Source organism: Nonomuraea angiospora (assembly GCF_014873145.1).
Taxonomy (GTDB): domain Bacteria; phylum Actinomycetota; class Actinomycetes; order Streptosporangiales; family Streptosporangiaceae; genus Nonomuraea; species Nonomuraea angiospora.
The window spans coordinates 5,415,098-5,435,905 of record NZ_JADBEK010000001.1; the positions used below are offsets into that span (position 1 = coordinate 5,415,098).

Sequence of the window (20,808 nt, forward strand, 5' to 3'; positions counted from 1 at the left end):
GCACCATGGCGGTCCCGATCCATGCGATGCAGGTTTCTATCGCAGAGGCGCTCCCGCACGTGGGGAAGACATCGGAAGCGGCACAAAATCGCCGGTTGCATTCCCGTTCGCGTCGAGGTGGCGGCCCTCCTTCTTGAGCGTCCGCAGCACCAACGATCGATCCGCGATAGCCACTTCCGGGATGTTCTCTTCGATCGCCACCTCGAGCCTCTGAACGTCCGCCAGCGTTTTCATCCAGACGGAGAGGACGAGATTGGACGGGCCGATGGTCGAGACGGCGAGGCGGATCTCGCTGATGCCGGCGAGGGCTGCCCCCGCCCGAGCGGTCAACCTGGCAGGGACCCGCAGGAAATACCATGCGTGCACGGGCCAGCCGGAGTGCGCCCGCGCGAGGTCGAGACGAACCACCAGGCGGCCGCTGCTCGCCAGCGCGGCCATGGTCTCCCGCACGCGCCGCTCACTGACATCCAGAACCCTCGCCATCGAGGCGATGGTCACACGCCCGTTCACACCGAGCAGTTTCAGAAGTTCACGCTCAAGTTGGGGGTCGATGCGCGCGGGTGCGGGCGTGTCAGCCGAGACCGTGCGTTTGACCGCGGCGACCTCGGCGGCGCTCAGCGAGCGGAGTCGCCACTGACCCGCGTCGGTGAACGGCGAGGAGAGGAGATGTGTCCGCGTCGTGCGGACGCCCTCAAGCCGGCTCATCCGGGTCATGACGTACTCGCCGAGGGCGTCCAGGCTCTTGGCGCCCACGATGACCAGCATGTCGCGGCCGCCTGCTGTGAGGTCGACGGTGAACGCCTCCCGATCGGCCGCCAGTGCCCGAGCGATCTCAAGGGTCGAACCAGGGTGGGATTCCACTTCGAGGATCGCGGAAGGTCCGCGAGCGTCAGCCCCCGGATGCCCGGTGATCCAGGCAAGGCCGTCGCCGGACAAGCGTTCCCAGCGGCGGGAAAGAGTCACCGGATCCACCCCCACGATGGGTGCGATCGCCGCCCATCGCGCCCGAGGGTGGATCTGAAGCGCGTGGATCAGCCGCCGGTCGATCTCATCCAGGCCGCGAATCTGCGGATTTATGTCTTCTTCATCCATAAACCGTCACTTTAGTTCCGTCAGCGTACGACTATCAGCACATAACCGGCCGGAAATCGCCTGATCATGATCTCGGCGATACGGTCACCGCGAGGACGTGGAGAACCTCGGCGGTGCGCTCGTCACGCCGGGCCTGATCGACGTCCGCACCCACTCCGTCTACACGGGCAACCGCGACGCCGGGCGCGATCACCCCGGCCGGTGGCGGCATCGGCTCCACCGTCACCGTGACGTGCGGCACCGACCCGTGAACCTGCGCGACGGCGCGCGCGAGCGCCTGCGTGAGATGAAGCGTCTACGTCCGTGCTGACATTGGAGTCATTGATGATGCGATTCGCCCTCCGCTCCCGATCGCCGCTTGGCGTCGTGGGCTTCCTGGTCGTCATGGAGCTGGGGAGCGGCATGCTGCAGGGGTGGTTCTCGCCTCTGCTCGCCGCGATCGGGCAGCAGTTCTCCATCAGTGCGAGTTCCCTCAACTGGGTCAACGCGATGTACATGCTGGTCACGGTCGCGTGTGTTCCGATCCTGGCGAAGCTCGGAGACATGTTCGGTCACAAGCGGCTCCTCGTCGCTGCGGCGGCACTCGTTGCCGCCGGCTCGCTGGTCGTCGCTCTCGCGCCGACCTTCGAGCTGTTCCTTCTCGGTCGCGCGCTTCAGGCGCCGCTGGCGGCTTTCCTGCCGCTCGAGTTCGCGATCGTCCGCTCCCGCGACGCGAAGTCGGCAAGCAGGAACATCGGCGTCCTGGTCGGTGCCCTCACTCTTGGCGCGGCTGTCGGCTCGCTCGCCTCTGGCCTGCTGTACGCCTCGACGCAGAACCTGAACGTGGTCCTGCTGTCCCCCGCGATCTTCATCGCCCTGTGCGTTCCGGTGGTGATCTTCCTCGTGCCCGAGACGACCGTACGCAAGAAAGGCCGCATCGACTGGGCGGGCGCGATCCTGCTCACGGCCGGTCTCCTCGCCACCCTCACGGGAATTTCGAACGGCGGCGCCTGGGGCTGGCTCGAGGCGAGGACCCTCTCTCTGGTGCTCGGCGGCGTCGCCGTGCTCACGCTCTGGGTGTTCGTGGAGCGCCGGGTGGAGAACCCCCTGGTCGATCTGTCAATGCTGGCGAAGAGCGGCATCGGCTTGCCGATCGTCGTATCCGCCCTCTTCGGAGCGCAGACCTACGGCGGGCAAACCGCGAGCTTCCTCTGGCTTCTCAGCGATCCGACCCGGGAGGGATACGGACTCGGTCTGCCCCCGGCCGCTGCCGGTGCCATCATCGTGCTCTACGCGATCGCCGCGTTCGCCGGGACGCTGCTCGGCGAACGCCTTGCACGGCGGGTCACCCCGCCGAGAGCCGTCGCGCTGGCCGGCGTCGTCGCGGGGGCGAGCTTCGCCCTCATGATCATCTTCTCCGGATCGGCGGCGATGTTCATCGCTTGGATGGCCTTGGGCGGTCTTTCCGCCGGTGTCCTCCTCGCCGTCCTCCCCTCGATCGTGGTGCGCAACGCACCCGCCGATTCCGTGGGCATCGCCTCGGCGTTGTTCAACACCGCGCGCACTGCGGCGGGCGCGGCCGCGGGCGCCATCTTCGCGCTGGTGATGTCTCTCTTCGTCACCACGCGGAGCGTCGAAGGATCGACCGCAGTGAGTTCGACGCCCCTGTCGTTCTTCGCCGTCTGGGGGATCTGCCTGGCGATCTCCCTGGCGCTCTCCACCCTCGCCCTGCGGATGCGCGTGGCGAGAGAACCGGACACCGACGAGACATCCACCGCCGAACCGATCGAGGAAAGATGACCATCGCAGAACGCCCTTCCAGTCCGGAATCGTCCAGCTCTGCCCGGGAGGCAATCCTCGCCTCCCGGACGGAATGGGAGGAGTCCGCGATCGCACTCAGCCGAGAGATACACCGAGTTCCCGAGATCGCCTTCCAGGAGCGCCACGCGTCGACCCTCGTCGCGCGAGAGCTCGAGGCGGCGGGCTTCGACGTCGCGATCGGCGCGTACGGACTCGACACCGCGGTCGAGGCAACCTATGGGAGCGGCGACGTGACCGTGGCGATCTGCGCCGAGTACGACGCGCTCCCCGGCATCGGTCACGCGTGTGGTCACAACATCATCGGCGCGGCAGCCGTCGGCGCGGTCATCGCACTGACGGCTGTCGCCGATCGAATCGGCCTCCGTATCAAGCTGCTCGGCACCCCCGCGGAGGAGCACGGCGGCGGAAAGGCGATCATGCTGGACGCGGGCGCGTGGGACGACGTCACGTTCTCCCTGATGGTGCACGGTGCTCCCGGCGAGGACGTCCGCTGCCTCGATGTCCGCACGCAGGCCGTGTGCCGATTGCACATCATGTTCCAAGGCCGGCCGGGACATGCGGGCGGGCCCACTCCGACCAGCGACAACGCCTCAAACGCGGCGACAATCGCACTCGTCGCCCTCGGTCTGCTCCGCCAGCATCTCCCCGACGGCGTTCGCGCCAACGCGTTCGTTTCCGAGGGCGGGCAGACGACCAATGTCATCCCCGCCGCGGCCGCCGTGCGTGTCGAGGTTCGGGCCGACACCCTTGAGGACCTGCAAGAGACACGACGACGAATTCTCACCTGCTTCGAGGGAGGAGCGACGGCGGCGGGATGCACATGGAGCTGGGATGAAGCGGAGCCGACATACGCCGACATGCGGCAGGATCCGATCCTGGCAGCCGCATGGGACCGCAGCCTTGCATCGCTCGGCCGCGAAATACGCGAACGGCCGCGCCCCGCGGCTGGGTCCACCGACATGGGAAATGTGTCGCACGTGGTGCCATCGATTCACCCTCTTATCGCGGTCCTCGGGAGTACGTCCTCGCCACACACCCCCGAGTTCGCCGCAGACGCGACAGGCCCGGCTGCGGAACGCGCCGCCATCGACGGCGCCCTGGCGATGGCTCTCACCGTCGTCGACGTCGTCACGGGACCTCACCTCGGTCAACTCTCACGTGAGGCGTTGCGCGCGGGTCTCGAGCCCACCGGGACGTGAGTCGGGAAGGCCCCGACCGTCATCACCGGTACCGCGGTCATCGGAGGTCGGGCGTGTTTGAGAAGTGGTGATTCCAGCCGGTAAGGGACGGAGCCGAACGCGGCGGCCAGCGACGTGCGCGGGCCCAGCCGGCTCATCACGGTGGCCGCACGTCCGCGCAGCCGCCACTGTCGAGCACCTATCCTGCTTGCATGGGTGACGTACTGAAGGGGCGAGGTTGCGCGTGGGAGTTCGAGGACGAGGGGCTGCGCATTACGCCTGAGCCGGGTAAGGCGTCGAAGCTGAGCATGGAGCTCGGTGAGCGGTTCGTGCCGTACGAAGCGCTGGCCGATGTCTTGATGGAGCCCGGTGCACGCGGCAGGGTGGTATTGCGGGTGGTTCCCCGGGAGGAAGCCGATCCGGTCATGTCCGCGGCAACGGGGCAGCTCCAGGAGTCGCTCGATCCGTACCGGCTGGTGCTGCCCGCCGCCACGAAGAGGCTGGCCGACCAGTATGCCGACGAGATGCGCGCGGCCCTGTCCGAGCGCGGTCCGGCTGAGCGGTTCTTGATCGCCGGCCCCTCGGTGCCGCGTAGCTTCAAGGCATGGGACGGTGAGGCCGCCTTCGACGGGCAGGCTGTCACCTTCACCTGGTTCTCGTCTGGAGCTTCGCCGGCCAAGTTCACGGCAGGCGACCGGCGTTACCCGATCACCGAGATCGAGGGCGTCGAGTGGAACGCACTGGAGGAGGCTCGCGGGTCGTTGCGGCTGCGCATCCGTGGGCAGCAGGCCCCCTCCAACCCCAACAACGATCCCGCCTCCGTGGTGTTCGGCATTGGCTGGGGAGCCACGCATCACTCCCTGCCCTTCGCCGCCGCCGTGCTGGCCGCCGTACAAGCTTTCATGATCGAACAGGTCGCGGCGGACGACTGAGCTGCTGTCCCATATGTGACTTTTGCGCACCTTAGCGCCTTGGAACCCAAGGCCGTGGGGTGCCAATATCCCGTCATCGGTCTGAGCTGCTGAGTATGGGCGAGGATGTCAATACTCGATTCATGGCTGTGACCTGCGGTGATGTTCTCGCATCCTTAGTCGAAGCGGTGTCGGTATCGGGCATGCTGGGTACTCGTGGCGCTGTGTCTTGTCGATACGATCTTCTGCCAGGTTGGCGGCTGGTTGTCTTTGCCTGATCGTGCGCAGGTGGCGTTCGTTCAGGATGAGGATCCGGTCGAGTAACTCGCGTCGTACGCTGCCGACCCACCGCTTGAAGGGTGTCAATACTCCGTGCACGGTTGTGAGCTGCGGGTCTGTCCAGGCCCCCTGACCGAAGCAGTGGGCGAAGTCGGGCATGCTCGAGGCTCGTGGCATTCCGTCTCTTCTACATGATCTTCTGCCGCATAGTAGTCAGATGGCTGACGCTGCTGCCCCGTAGCGACGCGTCCAAGACCTTGGAGATCCTCGTGCTACGTCACGAGGTCGCGGTGCTGCGCCGCCGGGTAGACCGTCCGAGGCTGTCGTGGGCGGATCGAGCGATCATGTCCGCACTGGCCCGGGCACTGCCGGCGACGCTATGTGCCCACCGGTTGGCGACACCAGGGACGCTGCTGCGCTGGCACCGGCATCTGATCGCACGCCATTGGACCTACCCGCACCGGAGGATGGGACGGCCTGCAACCGATCCGACGGTCGTGGCGTTGATCCAGCAGTTGGCGCGAGAGAATCCGCGCTGGGGCTACGAGCGCATCCGCGGCGAACTGCGGCATCTGGGCCACCAGGTGAGTGGTGCGACGATCCGCCGCATCCTGAAACGAGCGCGCCTGGGTCCGGCGCCGCGACGGGCCGACGACCGCTGGCGCGATTTCCTCCGCGCCCATGCCGCGAGCACGCTGGCGTGTGACTTCTTCACGGTGGACACCGTCACGCTGCGCCGGTTGTACGTCTTCTTCGTGGTGGAGGTCGGCACCCGATTCGTGCACGTGCTCGGCGTGACCGCCCGCCCTGATGGCGCATGGGTTGCCCAGCAAGCCCGAAACCTTCTCGCCGATCTTAAGGACCGGGCAGCGACGTTCCGGTCCTTGATTCGGGATCGGGACGCGAAGTTCACCGACAGCTTTGATGAGGTGTTCGCAGGCGACGGCATTGACGTGCTGAAGATCCCGCCACGGTCGCCTCGCGCGAACGCGTTCGCCGAGCGATGGGTACGCACCGCACGCACGGAGTGCACCGACCGACTGCTGATCTTCGGCGAACGACACCTTCGCACCGTTCTGGCCGAATACACCGATCACTACAATCGGCACCGCCCGCACCGCTCCCTCGGCCTCCGACCTCCCAACGACGACGACTCCGACGTGATCCCGCTGCCGCTGGGCCGGATCGAGCGCCGCCAAATCCTCGACGGGCTGATCAACGAATACCAGCGAGCCAGCTGACCAACTGGATGCAGTTAAGAAAGAGCAGGTCAAGGCCTTGGGCCCAGTTTTGACACCCTTCACGCCGATTTCCATGGGAGGGACTCCAGGCCGTTGGCGTTCCCACAGTCATGGCCTGCTATTTGGAGACCTGGGGTATGACAACAAGCTCGTCGGTATTGGTGAGCTTCTTAGCTGGACAGCCGGCTTGCGATGGAAGCACCACCACAGGAGCATCCAGCGTCCCGCCGACCGCGACGCCGTCCAGCGCCTTTCCCGCGCACGGATTGTTCGCCGCCGGTGGCATGACCACTCGAACATTCGTTGGATTCTTTACGGCTATGCGAGTGGGCGGAAGCGTTGGCAGCCACACAAGGAGCAGCAGGCTTAAGGCGAAGGGGGCGCTAGACCACTTCATAGCGCTTATCAATCGGCCATACCGGCGCCGCGTCTCGAAGGACGCGGCAGCGTCTATCACGCGCTGGATGCGAACTTCGAGGTCGAGGGCAATGTTGCTTAATGCATCTCTATCTGTAGGGTCGTCTGTATTGTACTCGTACGTCCCTATTTGTATCTTTTCTCCCGCAGTGCTTGGGATGGTTAAAGCCCTCTGTGTCAAGGTGCGATCTGCGGTGAGCTGCCAGATGGCGTCTCTTGACGTGCCCAGCAAGTCCGTGCGGCGGTCAACCGCTATATAGGTGATGAGTGCTGACGCCGGCGGTTCAAGGCGGTGGTTGGGGAAGTTGCCGTTGTCTGCGCGATCCAGTCCGGCAAGCTCATCGATGCTTCGACGAGGTGCCGCCAGTACAGCGGCTGCTTTGTAGAGAATCCATGCGACGCTGCCCAGGGCGACCATGAATCCCAGTGCGGCCAGTGTGATGGCCCAGGCGCCGGCATCACTGACGATCGCAATGCTTCGTAATTGGACGCCGCCGCCGAGTAGGACGGCGACGACAGTGCCGCTTGCCCCTGCCAGCCATCTTACGGCCGTCCGCAGGTCGGAGGCGTGCGACACGTCATTCGCTGTCACTGCCAGGGGTTCGATGTCCGGGTTGCTCATGACGATTCCTTGTCTGCATTGATGGGGTCGGGTCGCATGCGAAGGGGTAGATGTAGTACAAAGGTAGTACGCAGATTTACAAGGATGGCCCATGAGCGTTGAGAAGCCACCGGCGGGTCGGGAGGATGTCCGTATTTACAAGATGCGTGACCTCAACCAGAGGACTGCTGAAGTGATCCAGGAGATCAATGATTCTGGTAAGCCTGCGATCATTACTCGCCATGGAAGATTTGTTGCCCTCATTTCGCCATTGCTCAATAAAGGACTCGAAGGCGAGCTGATCGCCCGATATCTGGAGCGGGAAGGCATTGAGGCGGAGGAGTCTGATTCTTCCGGTGGAGCGAAGGAAGAGAGGGGCCGACTGACCGAAGATCTGGCGCGCCGGCTGGGTATCGACTGGCCGTGACTAGGCTCTGACCGACATCAACTCTGAAATGGGCAGCACGCGCACCACGGTGACGGCTATGGGTTTTTTTGCTTCGCGGTACTCCTGATCGGTGGACGCCCGATATACGAAGTAGTGATCGGTTGCCTCGTCACAGTCGTCGGCCTCTTCTGAAAGCGGAATTGCGCGACGCCAGGCAAGGCTGCCTTCGTGGCCGCTGACCCACCCCTCATCAGGGGATCCCGCGCGCGGAGGAAAGAGGAGTGCCTCTTCCGCCGTCTTCATGATCCGGCGAATGACCGGCGTTTTTCCGATTTCCGCGAGATCGGTCTCCGCCATTCGGCCCCACTGGACTCCGGACACATTCCCTCCCCGACCGGCATAACCCTCGTCCTGGTTGCCCAGAGTGTGTGGCGCAGCGTATCTCCAGTAGCGGCGACCTCCTCCAATCTCTGGTGCTTGCCCGTGAAGCGCGTCCGACTGCCTCGCGGGCAAAAATTTCAGGCACTCAGCCGTGCATCACGCTCCGTCAGCTCATCTCTTCATGCAAGGTAGCAAACTGCTAGCTTGCATGGCATATCCTAGCAGAAGGCAAAGAAACGCCACGCAACCCGCCAACCCAGGGCCCCTGCGTGCCGTGTGCAGCTGATCCTCCAGCTCGTAGGGTGATTGGCTCCTGCGGCGGCCGTGGGAGTCTCACGTGGTTGAGGTAGCGTGAGACGCTCGCCGTAGCTCGTCATGGAAGCGCGAGAGGCGCGGGCCGGTTACTGAAGGTGAGGTGTAGTGCTGTGGATCAACGCGGTCCTGTCGTCCAGGGAGCGCTTCTCCGGAGAAGGCTTACGGAGCTGCGAAGGCAGAGTGGGTTAACTCAGGAAGAGGTCGCCAGGAGGTTGGAGTGGCATACATCAAAGCTGATCAGAATAGAAGGGGGGCGAACAGGGATATCGAAAGTCGACCTTGACGCGCTGGGGCAACTCTATGGAGTCACGGATCCTGCCCTCATGGAGGAGCTTCGCCTCCTGAATAGAGAGGCACGCTCCAAAGCATGGTGGAGCAGTTTCAAAAACGATGTCAGTGACGCCTATCTGGCCTATGTCGGGTTCGAGGCCGGTGCATCCGTCATCAGGCAGTTTCAGCCGTTGGCCGTCCCCGGGTTGCTCCAGACGGAGGACTATGCCGAGACTCTGGCGCATGCTGCCATGGATGCCGATGCGCTCAAACAGCTCGTAAAGCTTCGCATGATGCGTCAGCAGACGCTGAGACAGCGTCCGATCCCGCCATATGAAATATTTGTGCTCGACGAAGCGGTCATTCGCAGACGTGTTGGGATAAGCCGAGATCGTGCAATAATGCCGACCCAGCTTCGACATATGGCCAGAGTGGCGCAGGAAAGCGAGCGCATAAGCATCAGAATAGTCCCGTTCGAGACGGGATCTCATGTCGGCATGCTGCGCGGCGCTTTTACCCTGCTGGAGTTCGACAGTGGCCTGGGAGAGCTTCTCCACCGAGAGAATGGCGATCTCCATGAGACACTGACCGGCGAGGATCCGCGCATCTCGGAAGTCCGTGCCGATTTCGAAGCCATCCTCGGAGAGGCGTTGGATCCAGCAGAGTCGCTGACGCTCATCCTTGAGGCAGCCGCAAGTATGGAGTGAAGCTGATCTGGCTCGTCCGTAGCGGGCGCCTTCTTTTGTAGGGCTGTGCCCGTGGCTGCTCTGTACGATCTTGATCCTCCAGGCTATTCTCATACCGACGTGGGGAGGATGGCTTGATGACTCAGGAGCCCGGCGACCCGCCTGAGCTGATCTGGCGAAAGAGCTCTATGAGTACGACGGGCGAGTGCGTGGAGGTCGCGTTCGGCTCGGAATCAGCTTACGTACGAGACTCCAACTCGCCCGATGGAGCGGTCCTTGAGTTCAGCCGCTCAGACTGGGTTGCTTTTATCGCAGGTGCGCGAAGAGGTGAGTTTGACTGGCCGTAGGGTGTGTGACACTCACGGAGTTTGAAACGTCACCCTCCGAGATGTGTGAAGTGGCCCTCGCCGTTTAATCGTGGAGAGTGTTGTACGGAGCCGAGACCGCTGCTCAGTGACCGGACGACTGACCCGCTGATTTGTAGGTGCCGAGTATTGTGTCACGGGGTTGATCTGGGTTTTGCTCTGCTCAATGGCTCGGCTCCGGCGGGATCGAAGGATGGCTCTGCGGCTGCTGTACTTGATCGTCTTACAGGCATTCGGCTGGATCGCGCTGCTCGCCTGATCACAGGCGTCCAAGGACGTAGAGATCCTGGTACTGCGGATCCATGCTCACCGGGTCTCCCTCACGAAGAAAGCCGTCGCCGATTCTCGCGCCGCAACGCCTCCAGTTCCTGGCGTTCGCTGCTGGTCAGCCCGTCCCGCTGCCCGGCATCGACCTCGGCCTGGACTGCCGCACCGCCGTTTCGGACAGATCGAACTCCTGGGCCACCTGCCCGACCGAGCGGTCACCACGTCGGCACAGCTCAACGATCTCGGCCTTGAACTCCGGAGTGAACGAGCGGCGAGGACGCGGCTTCTTCTTCCCCATATTCTCCATCATCGACATCCTTCCGGGGACGAACCCCTGATCTCGGATGTCCGTCAAACCGGGTCAAGCCCACACGCATCGGACAATTCCCAGCTTGTGACGGGCGGTAAGTCACTCGCGGTGATGTGCCTCGATCTGAGATCCTGTTGGGCTGGCGTGGCGGCAGTGCGGAGGTTGGAAACCGAGGTGCCCGTGGATGAGCAGTTTGAGCGGCGGACGGCGGTCGCGGTGCTGGTTCGGTCGGTGCTGGATCATCTTGCGGGGCTGGAGGGGCAACCGCGCATCGGTCGGGTGATCGACATCCGACGGTGGTGGCGGTATGGCCAGGAGAACTTCGTTGGTCTCCAGTCGCGCGCATGGTTGATGCCGGCCGACGTACCCATAGTGGGATGGCTGGAGAAGTTTCCCGAGATGACCGCGGTAAGACAGGCGTACAACGCGGATTCGGTGCTAGGCGCTCGCGTCGACACATTGATCGGAACGGAGTTCAGTCGGCACAGAAGGAACTTCGACTGGCTACTGATCGAGCACATTGTCCAGCCGATGGTCTTGGCCACCGGTATGTACGGCTTCGACGAAGCAGTCTTCGATCGCTTCTATGACCGCTTCGAGCGGGGGTTCGGCGCAGAGCAGGTCCACATGGTTGAGTTCCTTCCGCTCAACGGCTTCGAGTCGACGGAGATCTCCGTGCTGCTGCCTGACGGGCTCGTCCTGCAGCGCATGAGCGACACCCAGATGAGTGCCGCGATAGACCACCTCGCGGTGCCGCGCATGTCGGGCGGCAGCGTCAACGGTGCCCGCGTCTCGCGTTTCGATCAGTGGGCGCTCGTGACGGCGCGCTCCTATCCGGTTGCCGACGGTGGCCCAATCGCGGCGCCCCAACCGCCCGCCTTCCCAACCTTGTACGAGCCGGCCAACACGCTGATCACGGCGCTGCGCATCGTGTGCGGCGGATCCGTCGTGGTTACGCGCAGTATGTTCGCCCAGGCAGACGACGAGTTCCCGATCGTCCAAGGCGTATCGGCGATGTTGAGCGCGTTCGACGGTGCGGACAACGACCGGCCGACCTACCTGCTGACCGACGCGCTGAACGCCTTCCGCGCCACATATACGGCGCTGAGCCTGCCTGGCGTTCACGCCGACCGCTCGCTTCAGATCGCCATCCGGCGGCTCGTCTTTGCCGGATCACGCCGTGTCGAGGCCGACCGCCTTATCGACCTGATGATGTCCGCCGAGGCTCTGTTCATCAAGCGCGCAAACCTACTTCGAGGCACTAAAGGGGACAAGATCGCTGTGGCTGCGGCGACTCTACTCGCCGGGGATCTAGAGTTGAAGGCTGACGCCGATCAGATCCAAACGTTCATGAGGACCATGTATCAGGCCCGCAACGCTGAGATGCACGGTGACGACCGGCCCTACCTGAATCTTCGCCTACTGGATGGCACACCGACGGACTCCATGCCAGGCGTGCTCAACGATGCGGAAAAGATCATGCGCCGCGCAGTTTTAACCGTCCTCGCCGGGCACGCGGTAGTCGACAAGTGACTGGGATCCGGACACCGGAAATCTGTAGCCGACTCTTGATCCTTTCGCCGAAAACATTCCAACGGCCATCCGGCGAGCTGATCCATTTCCCTCAGATCCGATGAAATGCCCGCTTATCCTCCAAATAGAGGCAAAACTCCCCGCGTCATCCATTCGGCTGTGCCCAAGCAACGAGAATGGCAAGCTGAAGTAACACACGTTTGGGAGGTCGGATGGTGGATGTAAATGGATGGTTCGCTCTTGCTGGAGCGCTCGGCGGCGTGGCGATCGGCGGGGTGATCGGCTTGGTCACTGCGGTGCTCAATCAGAAATGGCAGGCACGAGCGGCTGAACAAAATAGCCATATCGAGCAAGAACGGCAGCTGCGCCAGGAGCGGCGGGAGACGTACGCGGACTATTGGAGGGCGTGGAACTCGCTTATCCGGGTTCTTGAGAGGTCGACCGATCGGACGGCGGAGGCGGTCGATCGTATTGCCGTTGCTGAGGCGGAATGGCGACACGCTATCGACCCCATGTTCATCCTTTGCAGCCGTGGGGTTCTCAAAGCTGGTATCGAGCACCTGAGGACGACCGAAGCGAGGATCGCCGCCGCGTTAGAGGGACGACGGCTTGACGGGGCAGGTAGGTCTCGTGCTCTGAGTCGAGCTATGCGAGAGGATCTGTGGGCTGATCGGCCGTCCCAGACCCAGGAAGGCCCGTCCTATAGCGCGTCTCAGTGACTGGGGCTATCCGAATACTCGGGTGCGGGGATACCTGGCTGAAGTGCACTGCTATCACCCACTACGGCAGCCGCGATTCGTTGGATGAGCTGGATATATGCGGCGGTTAGGCGGGCTCGGTGATGGAACCAGCGGGCGCGTACTTGATGGCTGCGTCGCCGGGCTGGCCAGAGAGCAGCCTGTTCCAGGGCGGGTGTGTGGGGCCGGTGACAGCGTTGAACAGGCGCTTGACCTCCGCGACCGTCAGCGGGATCAGGCCAGAGTCCTCGAGAGGCGCTTCGTTGAGACGGGTGGGGCGCGTGTGGCCACGCTAGCGAAGGCGAATGATCATAGGAAGGGTGTCCTCCATTGTCCGCAGCGAAGAATAGCGATGCTGGAGGAAGTGATCGCGTGTGTGTAGCAGTTCATACGCAATACGTGACGGCAAGTGCGCATGTGGGGATCGCGTCCTACCCTCGGTGAGGGTTCGTTTGACGAATGGGAGACGGTCATGGAGCTCTCCCCGGAGACGCTGAGCGTGTATCGCGGGCGGGTCAGAGGCTGCGTGCTGGCGGGGGCGATCGGTGACGCGCTCGGGGCGCAGGTCGAGTTCGACTCCATAGCTGCGATCAGGGCACGGCACGGCGATTCGGGCCTCACCGGGTTCGCCGCTGAGGGCGGTGGACGGGTGACCGACGACACACAGTTGACGCTCTTCACCATGGAAGGGCTGATGCGCGCGGACATCCGCGGCACGCACAGGGGCATCTGCCACGTGCCCACCGTGATACGGCACGCCTACTTGCGGTGGCTGGACACCCAGGAGCACGCCGCCCCGCCACCCGCGAGAGACGATCATGTCCGTAACGGATGGCTCCGGGAGCAGCGGTGGCTGTACAGCCGTCGTTCCCCTGGCTCGGCCTGCCTGTCCGGGTTGCGGTGCGATGTCTGGGAGCCCCTTGAGTTCGACGAGTTCGCGGTGGAGGGCCGGGCCGGGCCGGTCAATCCCGGGTCCAAGGGGTGCGGCGCGGTCATGCGGTCCGCGCCGTTCGGGCTGTTGGACTGGCCGGCTCGCGCGGTCTTCGCGTTGGCGGCGGAGTGCGCGCGGATCACGCACGGCCATCCGACCGCCTACCTCGCGGCGGGGGCGTTCGCGATGCTGATCCATTCACTGGTGCACGGTGCCGGCCTGCGCGAGGCGGTGGAAGGAGCGCTGGGCCGCCTCGCCACGTGCGCCGGGCACGAGGAGACCTCGCGGGCCCTGCGCGCGGCAGTCGCGCTCGCCGATCGCGGACAGCCTTCGCCCGAGCGGGTCGAGACGCTGGGCGGCGGGTGGGTGGCCGAGGAGGCGCTGGCCATCGCGGTCTACTGTGCCCTGGTGGTGCAGGCTCCCGCCGGTCATCGTGGGGCCGGGCTCGGCGCGTACCCGGGGATCACGTCGTTCCAGCAGGCGTTGCTGCTGGCGGTCAACCACTCCGGTGACAGCGCCTCCACGGGCGCGATGTGCGGCAACCTCCTGGGCGCCCATTACGGGGACGCCGTCCTGCCGGGGGAGTGGCTGGTCCGGCTCGAAGGGCGGGCCACCATCACGGAACTGGCCGATGACTTCGCGACCCAGATGACGGACGGCGGCGCCGCGGCCAACTGCGAGGCATGGTTCACCAAATACCCGGGCGTTTGATCCGTTCGTACGTCACGGGCTGTGGCCCACACGCCCCAGGGTCCGGCCGGTGGCCCCGAAGCGAGCCGGTCAATGGGGAGTCGTGGCGCACTCCACCGTTTGCTTGGAGCATCACACGCGGCCGGCGCTCCAAGGGTGGGGATCGTCAGGCTAAGCCGCCGGGCGGGATCGCGACGGAGCCAGCCGATCACGCTTTGGGTCGCTCCCGGGGAGGCTTGTCCTCCAAGCTGTATCTGGTGTGCGAGCGCAGTACACCTCGGCCGAGTTCGCCCAGGTCTGCGCCGAGCTCGGCGTGCGCCAGTCCATGGGAGCCGTCGGCACCTCCGACAACGCCGCGGCGGAGGCATTCAACGCCACCCTCAAACGCGAAACGCTGCAGGGCGCCAAGCGCTGGTCCTCGGCGCGTGAGGCCCGCCTGGCCGTCTTCAAGTGGATCACCCGCTACAACACCCGAAGGAGACACTCCACTCTCGGCTACCTCAGCCCTATCGACTACGAGCAGCAAACCACCGATAAGGTGCTGCTCGCCGCATACAACCCGTGTCCACACTTCGGGGCGAGCCCCCGGTGCCGCTTCCCCCTGGTTAATGGACACGCTGATACTGGATCTTGCTTGATCCAGAGGAAGCGAGAAGACCGCCGATGGCGTTGATGGACTACTCGGACGAGTCAGGGCCGATGCCGTGGCCACCATCGAGGGGAACCTACAAGGGCACAGGACGCGATCCTGCCTGCAGGGTCGAACGGACCCCGTCAAGCCACAGGCCAGAGCTGTCGTGATCGCGTTTTGGCGCGATATAGGTCCGTTCGACAGCACCAGGATGTGCTAGCCGAAGAGTGTGGCGTCGAGCGGTACGCGCTCGTAACTTCCTGATGAACACCGGCACCGACAACGAGTCCACCAAAGGCTCCGAAAGCGAATGGGCACTGCGAAAGGCTCATCGGCACGCTACGCCGCGAACTCCTGGACAGCATGCTCATCCTCAATGAGCACCATCTACGCCAAACCCACACCCACTACCTGGAGCACTACAACACGGCCCGACCTCATCGCGGCATAGGACAACTGTCTCTATCGCCAGCCGAAACAGAACCGCCGCCCCCTATCGACCTTGCCAACCGACGAGTCCACCGCGCAGCCCTCCTCGGCGGCCTCATCAACGAGTACCGGATCGTCAGCTGGCCATTGGCCAGCTGACACCACCTGCGAATTGGCAGGTCAGACACCGCGTCCTATTTTTGAGCCCCACAGGCAGTACCGCCAGAGCTACAGCGAAGCGCCCTTGCGCCGTCAGCCCGGGGAGGCGTCAATTGCAAAAATTCTCCCTGCACAGGTCGGTAGTTGTCTTGCGGCGATCTGGCGCCTTGATCGACACCTTGCTACCCCACCGGCTGTAATGAGTGTCAACATGAATCACCGTGCCCACCAGTTCGTCAGGGCCGTTGGCGAACGCGAACGTGCTCTCCACCCTGCTGACCAGACCGGGCGAGTTCAGCGTGAGGGTGTAGGAGATCAGCGTGTCCGCCTCCCCCCCACTGCGGTCCGAGTGCTCCATCCAGCGGGAGACCTTCCAAAGCTCCTTGAAAGTGATCGCACCCGTCACAGTGTTCCCGCTTATCCGCCCGTTCTTCAGCAGTGCGGTCAGGGTCGCGGGCTCGGTCGGGTTGATGAGCTGCTCGTCGTCACCGAGCAATCTAGTGTGCCACAGGTACCCCTGGTGAGAATGTTTCAGCCAGGTCTTACCCTTCTGCAATCGTTTCCCTACAAGGCCTCCGGACCGGTAGCTGGTGCCGCCTTCGTTGTGATTGAAACCGATGACGCGTTCGCGCCCGTACTCACCTTCGGTGGTGGTGACGTCCAAAGCTTTGACACCGCCCTCGGCGTTGAACTCAAAGAAGCCGTTGCGCCGGTGTTTCATCCGTTTGTTGGCTCCATCTGACACCGCGGCCGTCTCGGTAAAGTGCACGCCATGCCCCGTTGCCAGAACGGCCTTCAGTGCTTGGACGGGATCTTTGATCACCGCCTGCGCCGGAGCAGCACCCGCTAGGAGAGCGCTGCAGGCCACCAAAGTCGAGATCGTCTTTCTCATGATGACGATCATGCCGCAGTCGGATCACCTTCGGCACACGGATCAGATGAAACCATCGAAAGAGGAGTCGAAATAGGGAACGTGAACCGCTCCGGGATCGGCGGAGACTCTGGTGTGGCACCGGTCTTGGAAGAGGCTGGTCCAGACTGGGGGCGTCATGGTCGCAGGGCAGGTGCTCGATCTTCGGTCCGATCAAGGTATCCCTCGACGAGGTGGCCAGGTCGTCCTCATGATCAGGCTGGCTGGCGCGGGGTGTCAGCTGTTGTTGGCGTACTCGTCAGTGTGCAGAGGTGCGTACGGATACTTGGGCTCTGACGCTGATCTTGTGACGTAGAGAGGTTCAGCGGTTGATCATGTTCGGCGTGCATTGAAGATCTTTCTCCGCACCTGGCCGGCATTGTCGTGGACGTAGTCGAGCGGAGGCCGAACGTGGTCACGCTGCACGCTCGGGTTCGAGTAGAGGAAGAGGACTGCCTGAGTTGTGGGCAAGTATCTGCTCGCGTGCATGGCCGATATCGCCGGCAGTTGGCCGGACATTGCGTTGGGCGCCGGGCAGGCGGTGCCGCCTTGACGGTGCGTCGGTACAAATGTGCCAACTTCGAGGGGTGTAGCTCTTCTGCAGTGACTGGTTTGATCAGGCTGTGAAGGTGCATCCGTGCTGGTGACGGGCTTCGGCGACACGTGGGGCGATCGGCCGGAGGTCTCGTGCACCGCGGCCGCCTTCATCATCAACGGATCCAGCCTGCGCGCCGCCCTCCCAAGGCACGCTGACCTCCTCGCCGCTCATCGCGCGGACCCGGTACGGCATCCGGCGGGCCGGACATCCAAGCGATCAGGCCTATAAGAGTCAGGACAGGAATGGCGATCAACGCGGGAGAATGCCACTCGGGAGCCATCATCTCTAGATCGCCATCGTCGTTGAGCAGCCAAAACCGTGTCAGGGGAGAGAGCAGCACCCCCACGACCAGAGTCAGTTCATACAGGATGAACCAGACGCCGGTCGGCACGGTGGACCTGGAGGGTGGCCGATGGTTCAGCCGGTCGAGCACGGCGATGAGAACCGCCTCGGCGGCCAGGATCAGGGTGATGCCGAGCGTCACATTCCGCGCATGCGTGACCTCCTGCTCCAGCTGTTCCAGCAACATGTCATTCCATGGCCCTTCGTACCAGGGATTGAGTTCTCCCGTCGGATGGGCGATCAACTGGAGCGCGGTCATGTTGACCGCGGCGTACAGAATCGGGGCTGCCAGAGCGGTCGAATATATGAGGCGACGTACGTTCATGCGCTGTTGGATGCCATTGTCGGCGTGCAGGTTCCGCTGGGCGCCCAGCCGGACAATGAGCACGGGTTTAGCTCCATCCGAGGGAGTGGCTGAGCTGGGCGGATAAGGTCTGGGCTGTTTGGACTGGTGGTCGTTGTCTACCGTGTGAGCAGACGCGCGAGACGGTGGTGGCGATGAGCTCGTTGCTGGAGGAGTTGGAGCGGTGGGAGAACGCGGCCCGTGAGCGGGTGGAAGAGCTTCGCGAGCAGATGGCCGAGTTGACCCGTCGGCTGGAGGCCGAGGAGGACCGGGTGTCGCGGCTGATGATCACCCGGGAGACAGTGGAGGAGATCCTGGGCGAGGCCGTCCAGGTGATTGAACGGCTACCCGATGAGGCCACAGGCGTCGGCTCCGTTGACGTGGCAGCCGATGGGCCGTCGTCCCCGTTGGGGGTGGTGACGGTGCCGCAGTGGCGGCCGGGCATGAAGGTCGCGGTGCTGCCGCAGGCGTACCAGGATGCGGTGGAGATCCTCATCGATGCCGGTGGGGCGATGCGGGCGGGGCAGGTCGCCGTGGCCATGGGACTGCCGGATGAGGCCGCCAAGCGGGAGGGCCTGCGCTCGAAACTCAAGCGGCTGGTGGAGCGTGGTGGGGCGCGTGAAGAGGGGCCGGGGCTGTTCAGGGTGACCGAACCGGTGGCCCGGGACGTGACTGGGCAGGCCGACAGCAGGTTACGCGATGGCGTCGCCTCCTCACCGGGCAGGTGATTGCGGCGAGGCTCTTCCGCCGTCAGGTTCGAGGGTGCCAACCTGCCCGAACCGCGAAGGAAGAGTCCGTGGTGGAACCGTACGACACAGGCACGACGGCTGACTGCTTTGTGGCCGCGAAGAAGACCTTTGACTGTCTGATCGGACAGCTCACCGACCCGGCGAGCGCGAGTCTGACGCAGGATCGGCTGGAGGAGATGCTCCACGAGCAAGGGCGTGAGCTGCTGCGACAGCTCCTGCAGGCGCACCTGGATCTGCGGGCGTGGCGCGAGCAGCAGTCGGTCCTGGCCGCCCGCCGCGACGGTACCGGGCTGGCCGGGACTGACGGCGTGGTGCGCCGGCGGGTGGAAGGTGGGCATCACCGCCTGCTGGCCACGGTGGTCGGGACGGTGACCGTCACCCGATGCGCCTGGCGCGCCCCGGGAGTTCCCAACGTCTATCCCGTGGACGCGGCGTTGTCGCTGCCTGCGGGGCGGCACTCGGCCGGGCTGGCCAAGCTGGCGGTCATCGAGACGGTGCGCGGCTCGTTCGACGCCGCGCACGCGGCGATCAACGCACGCTGCGGCAGCGTGATCGGCAAACGGCAGATTGAGCAACTGGTGGCCCAGGCCGCGGTCGATGTCGATGCCTTCTACGCCGCGCAGATCCTGCTGCCGTGCACATCGTCCACAGTGCTGGCACTCAGCGTGGACGCCAAGGGCATCGCGATGCGCCCCGAGGCACTGCGGCCCGCGACCGCCAAGGCCGCCGCCCGGGCCAGGGCGACCTTCCGCACCCGGCTGGCCTCCGGGGAGAAACCGGCCCGCAAACGGATAGCCACCCTCGGGGTGGTCTACGACGCCGAACCCGCACCCCGGCGGCCCCACGATGTGATCGCCGTCCCCGGCGGACGCGGCGGGCAGCGCCGGCCGCGGGCCAGACCACGCGCGGAGCGCAAGTGGCTGTGCGGCTCGATCATCACCGACCCCGACGCCGTGATCGCCAAGGTCTTCGACCGCGCCGAGGCCCGCGACCCTGCGCATGCCCGTCCCTGGGTTGTGCTCGTCGACGGAGCCCGCCACCAACTGGATCTGATCAACGCCGAGGCCGCCCGCCACCACATCAGCGTGCACATCTTGATCGACTTCGTCCACGTGCTGGAGAAATTATGGGCGGCGGCCTGGAGTCTGAACCCGCCCGCCGCCCCGGCCGCCGAGGACTGGGTCGCCATCCACGCCTTGGCACTGCTGGCCGGGCGCACCGACCAGGTCGTCACCGCTTTGACCGCCCAAGCCACCGCGTTACCCGCCCGACGCGCGACGGCATCGACGCCTGCATCCGCTACGTGAGCAACAACGCCGAACACCTGCGCTACGACGAAGCGCTCAAGGCTGGATGGCCGATCGCGACCGGCGTGATCGAAGGCGCCTGCCGTCATCTGATCGCCGACAGATTCGACCTCGCCGGAGCACGCTGGGGCCTGACTGGAGCCGAAGCGGTGTTGAAACTCCGCGCGCTGACCGCCAACGGTCACCTCGATGCTTACTGGCGCTACCACCTCGCCCGGCAATACGAGCGTGTCCACCAGACCCGCCACTAGGACGGATGTGCCCTCACTGCTTGATCGCTCAGGTCACTGAGCACGAGCTACACCCAACTTCGAGTGCGCGGCGGTGACGTTCGCTGAGCAGGGGGCGGGGCTGACCAGCCCGCACGCCCAAGTTCGGTGGCCGCTCAGCCCGAGATCGAGGTGGTGTGGCGCGACGGTGCCCATGCCGATGTCGATGCTATGGCCGGGGGCTCCGTAGGAGCTGGACGTAGCCGACTGCGGGGACCTGTACCAGAAACCTGTTCGAGGCGGTCGGCGCCGCCGTCCGCGCCCACCACGCCTGCATCAAGATCGTCCTCGACGAGGTCGGCCGATCCGATGGTTCCGGCGAGGACGGCACGGCTGCCCGCGCCGCTTGGTCAGCGGCACCATCGCACGTTATGAGGCGGTCCAGCGGCTGGTGGCTGACGGCCGTTTGTCGCGGGGCATCAGTCGCGAACTGGAGCTCAACCACTACACCGTGCGCCGCTACGCTTGCACCATCTGCCTGGAGGAACTGGTGGCCTCTGCCACGCATCGGCGCATCCTGCTGGGATGGGTGTTCAAGCCTTACCTGCACCAGGGCATCACCACTTACAACTGCCACAACGCCTCACAGCTATTTCGGGGTGCCCGACCAGGGCTACCGCAGCAAGTGCAAACCCCGTCTACTGGTACGTGTAGCTGATGAATCGCAGCGCGGTGGCGG

Annotated in this window: 17 protein-coding genes and 4 pseudogenes; 15 read left to right on the forward strand and 6 right to left on the reverse strand. The window is 64.5% G+C overall.

What is annotated here, in order from left to right:
• Positions 1–36: 36 nt before the first annotated feature.
• On the reverse strand, positions 37–1,092 hold the full coding sequence (locus H4W80_RS24510; protein ID WP_192787244.1) for an Lrp/AsnC family transcriptional regulator: 1,056 nt from the start codon (positions 1,090–1,092) through the stop codon (positions 37–39).
• Between the two features lie 91 nt (positions 1,093–1,183).
• On the opposite strand from H4W80_RS24510, the pseudogene H4W80_RS24515 reads away from it, so the two are divergent.
• The 5 genes and pseudogenes from H4W80_RS24515 to H4W80_RS24535 form a co-directional block, all read left to right on the forward strand.
• Positions 1,184–1,375, forward strand: a pseudogene (locus H4W80_RS24515) (imidazolonepropionase); the annotation flags it as partial.
• A gap of 41 nt (positions 1,376–1,416) precedes the next feature.
• Positions 1,417–2,871: an MFS transporter gene (locus H4W80_RS24520; protein WP_192787245.1), complete on the forward strand. Its 1,455-nt coding sequence runs from the start codon at positions 1,417–1,419 to the stop codon at positions 2,869–2,871.
• On the forward strand, positions 2,868–4,091 hold the full coding sequence (locus tag H4W80_RS24525; protein WP_192787246.1) for an amidohydrolase: 1,224 nt from the start codon (positions 2,868–2,870) through the stop codon (positions 4,089–4,091). The genes H4W80_RS24520 and H4W80_RS24525 overlap by 4 nt, the downstream gene beginning before the upstream one ends.
• Positions 4,092–4,282: 191 nt before the next feature.
• On the forward strand, positions 4,283–5,002 hold the full coding sequence (locus H4W80_RS24530; RefSeq protein ID WP_192787247.1) for a DUF4429 domain-containing protein: 720 nt from the start codon (positions 4,283–4,285) through the stop codon (positions 5,000–5,002).
• Between the two features lie 428 nt (positions 5,003–5,430).
• Positions 5,431–6,501, forward strand: coding sequence for an integrase core domain-containing protein (locus H4W80_RS24535; RefSeq protein ID WP_192787248.1), 1,071 nt, complete (start codon positions 5,431–5,433; stop codon positions 6,499–6,501).
• A 118-nt stretch (positions 6,502–6,619) separates the two neighbouring features.
• Here H4W80_RS24535 and H4W80_RS24540 read toward each other — a convergent pair whose 3' ends face one another.
• The gene (locus tag H4W80_RS24540; protein ID WP_192787249.1) at positions 6,620–7,540 is read right to left on the reverse strand and encodes a hypothetical protein; all 921 of its coding nucleotides are present in this window, start codon (positions 7,538–7,540) and stop codon (positions 6,620–6,622) included.
• Positions 7,541–7,631: 91 nt separating this feature from the next.
• Between H4W80_RS24540 and H4W80_RS24545 the strand changes: the two genes are divergently transcribed.
• Positions 7,632–7,946, forward strand: a complete 315-nt coding sequence (locus tag H4W80_RS24545) for a hypothetical protein (RefSeq protein WP_192787250.1) — start codon at positions 7,632–7,634, stop codon at positions 7,944–7,946.
• On the opposite strand, the gene H4W80_RS24550 is transcribed toward H4W80_RS24545, so the two are convergent.
• Positions 7,947–8,264: a hypothetical protein gene (locus H4W80_RS24550; protein WP_192787251.1), complete on the reverse strand. Its 318-nt coding sequence runs from the start codon at positions 8,262–8,264 to the stop codon at positions 7,947–7,949. It lies immediately after the preceding gene.
• Between the two features lie 449 nt (positions 8,265–8,713).
• Between H4W80_RS24550 and H4W80_RS24555 the strand changes: the two genes are divergently transcribed.
• Both H4W80_RS24555 and H4W80_RS24560 read left to right on the forward strand, forming a co-directional pair.
• Positions 8,714–9,580 (forward strand): helix-turn-helix domain-containing protein, encoded by an 867-nt coding sequence (locus H4W80_RS24555; protein WP_318787037.1) that lies wholly within the window; start codon positions 8,714–8,716, stop codon positions 9,578–9,580.
• A 116-nt stretch (positions 9,581–9,696) separates the two neighbouring features.
• Complete coding sequence (locus H4W80_RS24560; protein WP_192787253.1) at positions 9,697–9,906, forward strand: DUF397 domain-containing protein; 210 nt, start codon at positions 9,697–9,699, stop codon at positions 9,904–9,906.
• Between the two features lie 403 nt (positions 9,907–10,309).
• Here the strand turns inward: H4W80_RS24560 and H4W80_RS24565 are convergent, their stop codons facing one another.
• Positions 10,310–10,501, reverse strand: coding sequence for a helix-turn-helix domain-containing protein (locus tag H4W80_RS24565; RefSeq protein ID WP_192787254.1), 192 nt, complete (start codon positions 10,499–10,501; stop codon positions 10,310–10,312).
• A 180-nt stretch (positions 10,502–10,681) separates the two neighbouring features.
• Here H4W80_RS24565 and H4W80_RS24570 point away from each other — a divergent pair, with 180 nt between their 5' ends.
• The 5 genes and pseudogenes from H4W80_RS24570 to H4W80_RS64625 all read left to right on the forward strand — a co-directional run.
• Positions 10,682–12,034: a hypothetical protein gene (locus H4W80_RS24570; RefSeq protein ID WP_192787255.1), complete on the forward strand. Its 1,353-nt coding sequence runs from the start codon at positions 10,682–10,684 to the stop codon at positions 12,032–12,034.
• Between the two features lie 212 nt (positions 12,035–12,246).
• Positions 12,247–12,753: a hypothetical protein gene (locus H4W80_RS24575; RefSeq protein WP_192787256.1), complete on the forward strand. Its 507-nt coding sequence runs from the start codon at positions 12,247–12,249 to the stop codon at positions 12,751–12,753.
• A 490-nt stretch (positions 12,754–13,243) separates the two neighbouring features.
• The gene (locus H4W80_RS24580; RefSeq protein WP_192787257.1) at positions 13,244–14,413 is read left to right on the forward strand and encodes an ADP-ribosylglycohydrolase family protein; all 1,170 of its coding nucleotides are present in this window, start codon (positions 13,244–13,246) and stop codon (positions 14,411–14,413) included.
• Positions 14,414–14,657: 244 nt separating this feature from the next.
• Positions 14,658–14,921 (forward strand): annotated as a pseudogene (locus tag H4W80_RS24585) (transposase); the annotation flags it as partial.
• Between the two features lie 399 nt (positions 14,922–15,320).
• A pseudogene (locus H4W80_RS64625) lies at positions 15,321–15,611 on the forward strand (integrase core domain-containing protein); the annotation flags it as partial.
• Between the two features lie 109 nt (positions 15,612–15,720).
• On the opposite strand, the gene H4W80_RS24595 reads toward H4W80_RS64625, so the two are convergent.
• The gene (locus H4W80_RS24595) at positions 15,721–16,515 is read right to left on the reverse strand and encodes a hypothetical protein (protein ID WP_192787258.1); all 795 of its coding nucleotides are present in this window, start codon (positions 16,513–16,515) and stop codon (positions 15,721–15,723) included.
• A gap of 716 nt (positions 16,516–17,231) precedes the next feature.
• Positions 17,232–17,849: a hypothetical protein gene (locus tag H4W80_RS24600; protein ID WP_192787259.1), complete on the reverse strand. Its 618-nt coding sequence runs from the start codon at positions 17,847–17,849 to the stop codon at positions 17,232–17,234.
• A gap of 119 nt (positions 17,850–17,968) precedes the next feature.
• On the opposite strand from H4W80_RS24600, the gene H4W80_RS24605 reads away from it, so the two are divergent.
• Together H4W80_RS24605 and H4W80_RS24610 are read left to right on the forward strand one after the other, a co-directional pair.
• Positions 17,969–18,532, forward strand: a complete 564-nt coding sequence (locus tag H4W80_RS24605) for a hypothetical protein (RefSeq protein WP_192787260.1) — start codon at positions 17,969–17,971, stop codon at positions 18,530–18,532.
• Between the two features lie 71 nt (positions 18,533–18,603).
• Positions 18,604–20,111, forward strand: a pseudogene (locus H4W80_RS24610) (ISKra4 family transposase).
• Positions 20,112–20,808: the final 697 nt, after the last annotated feature.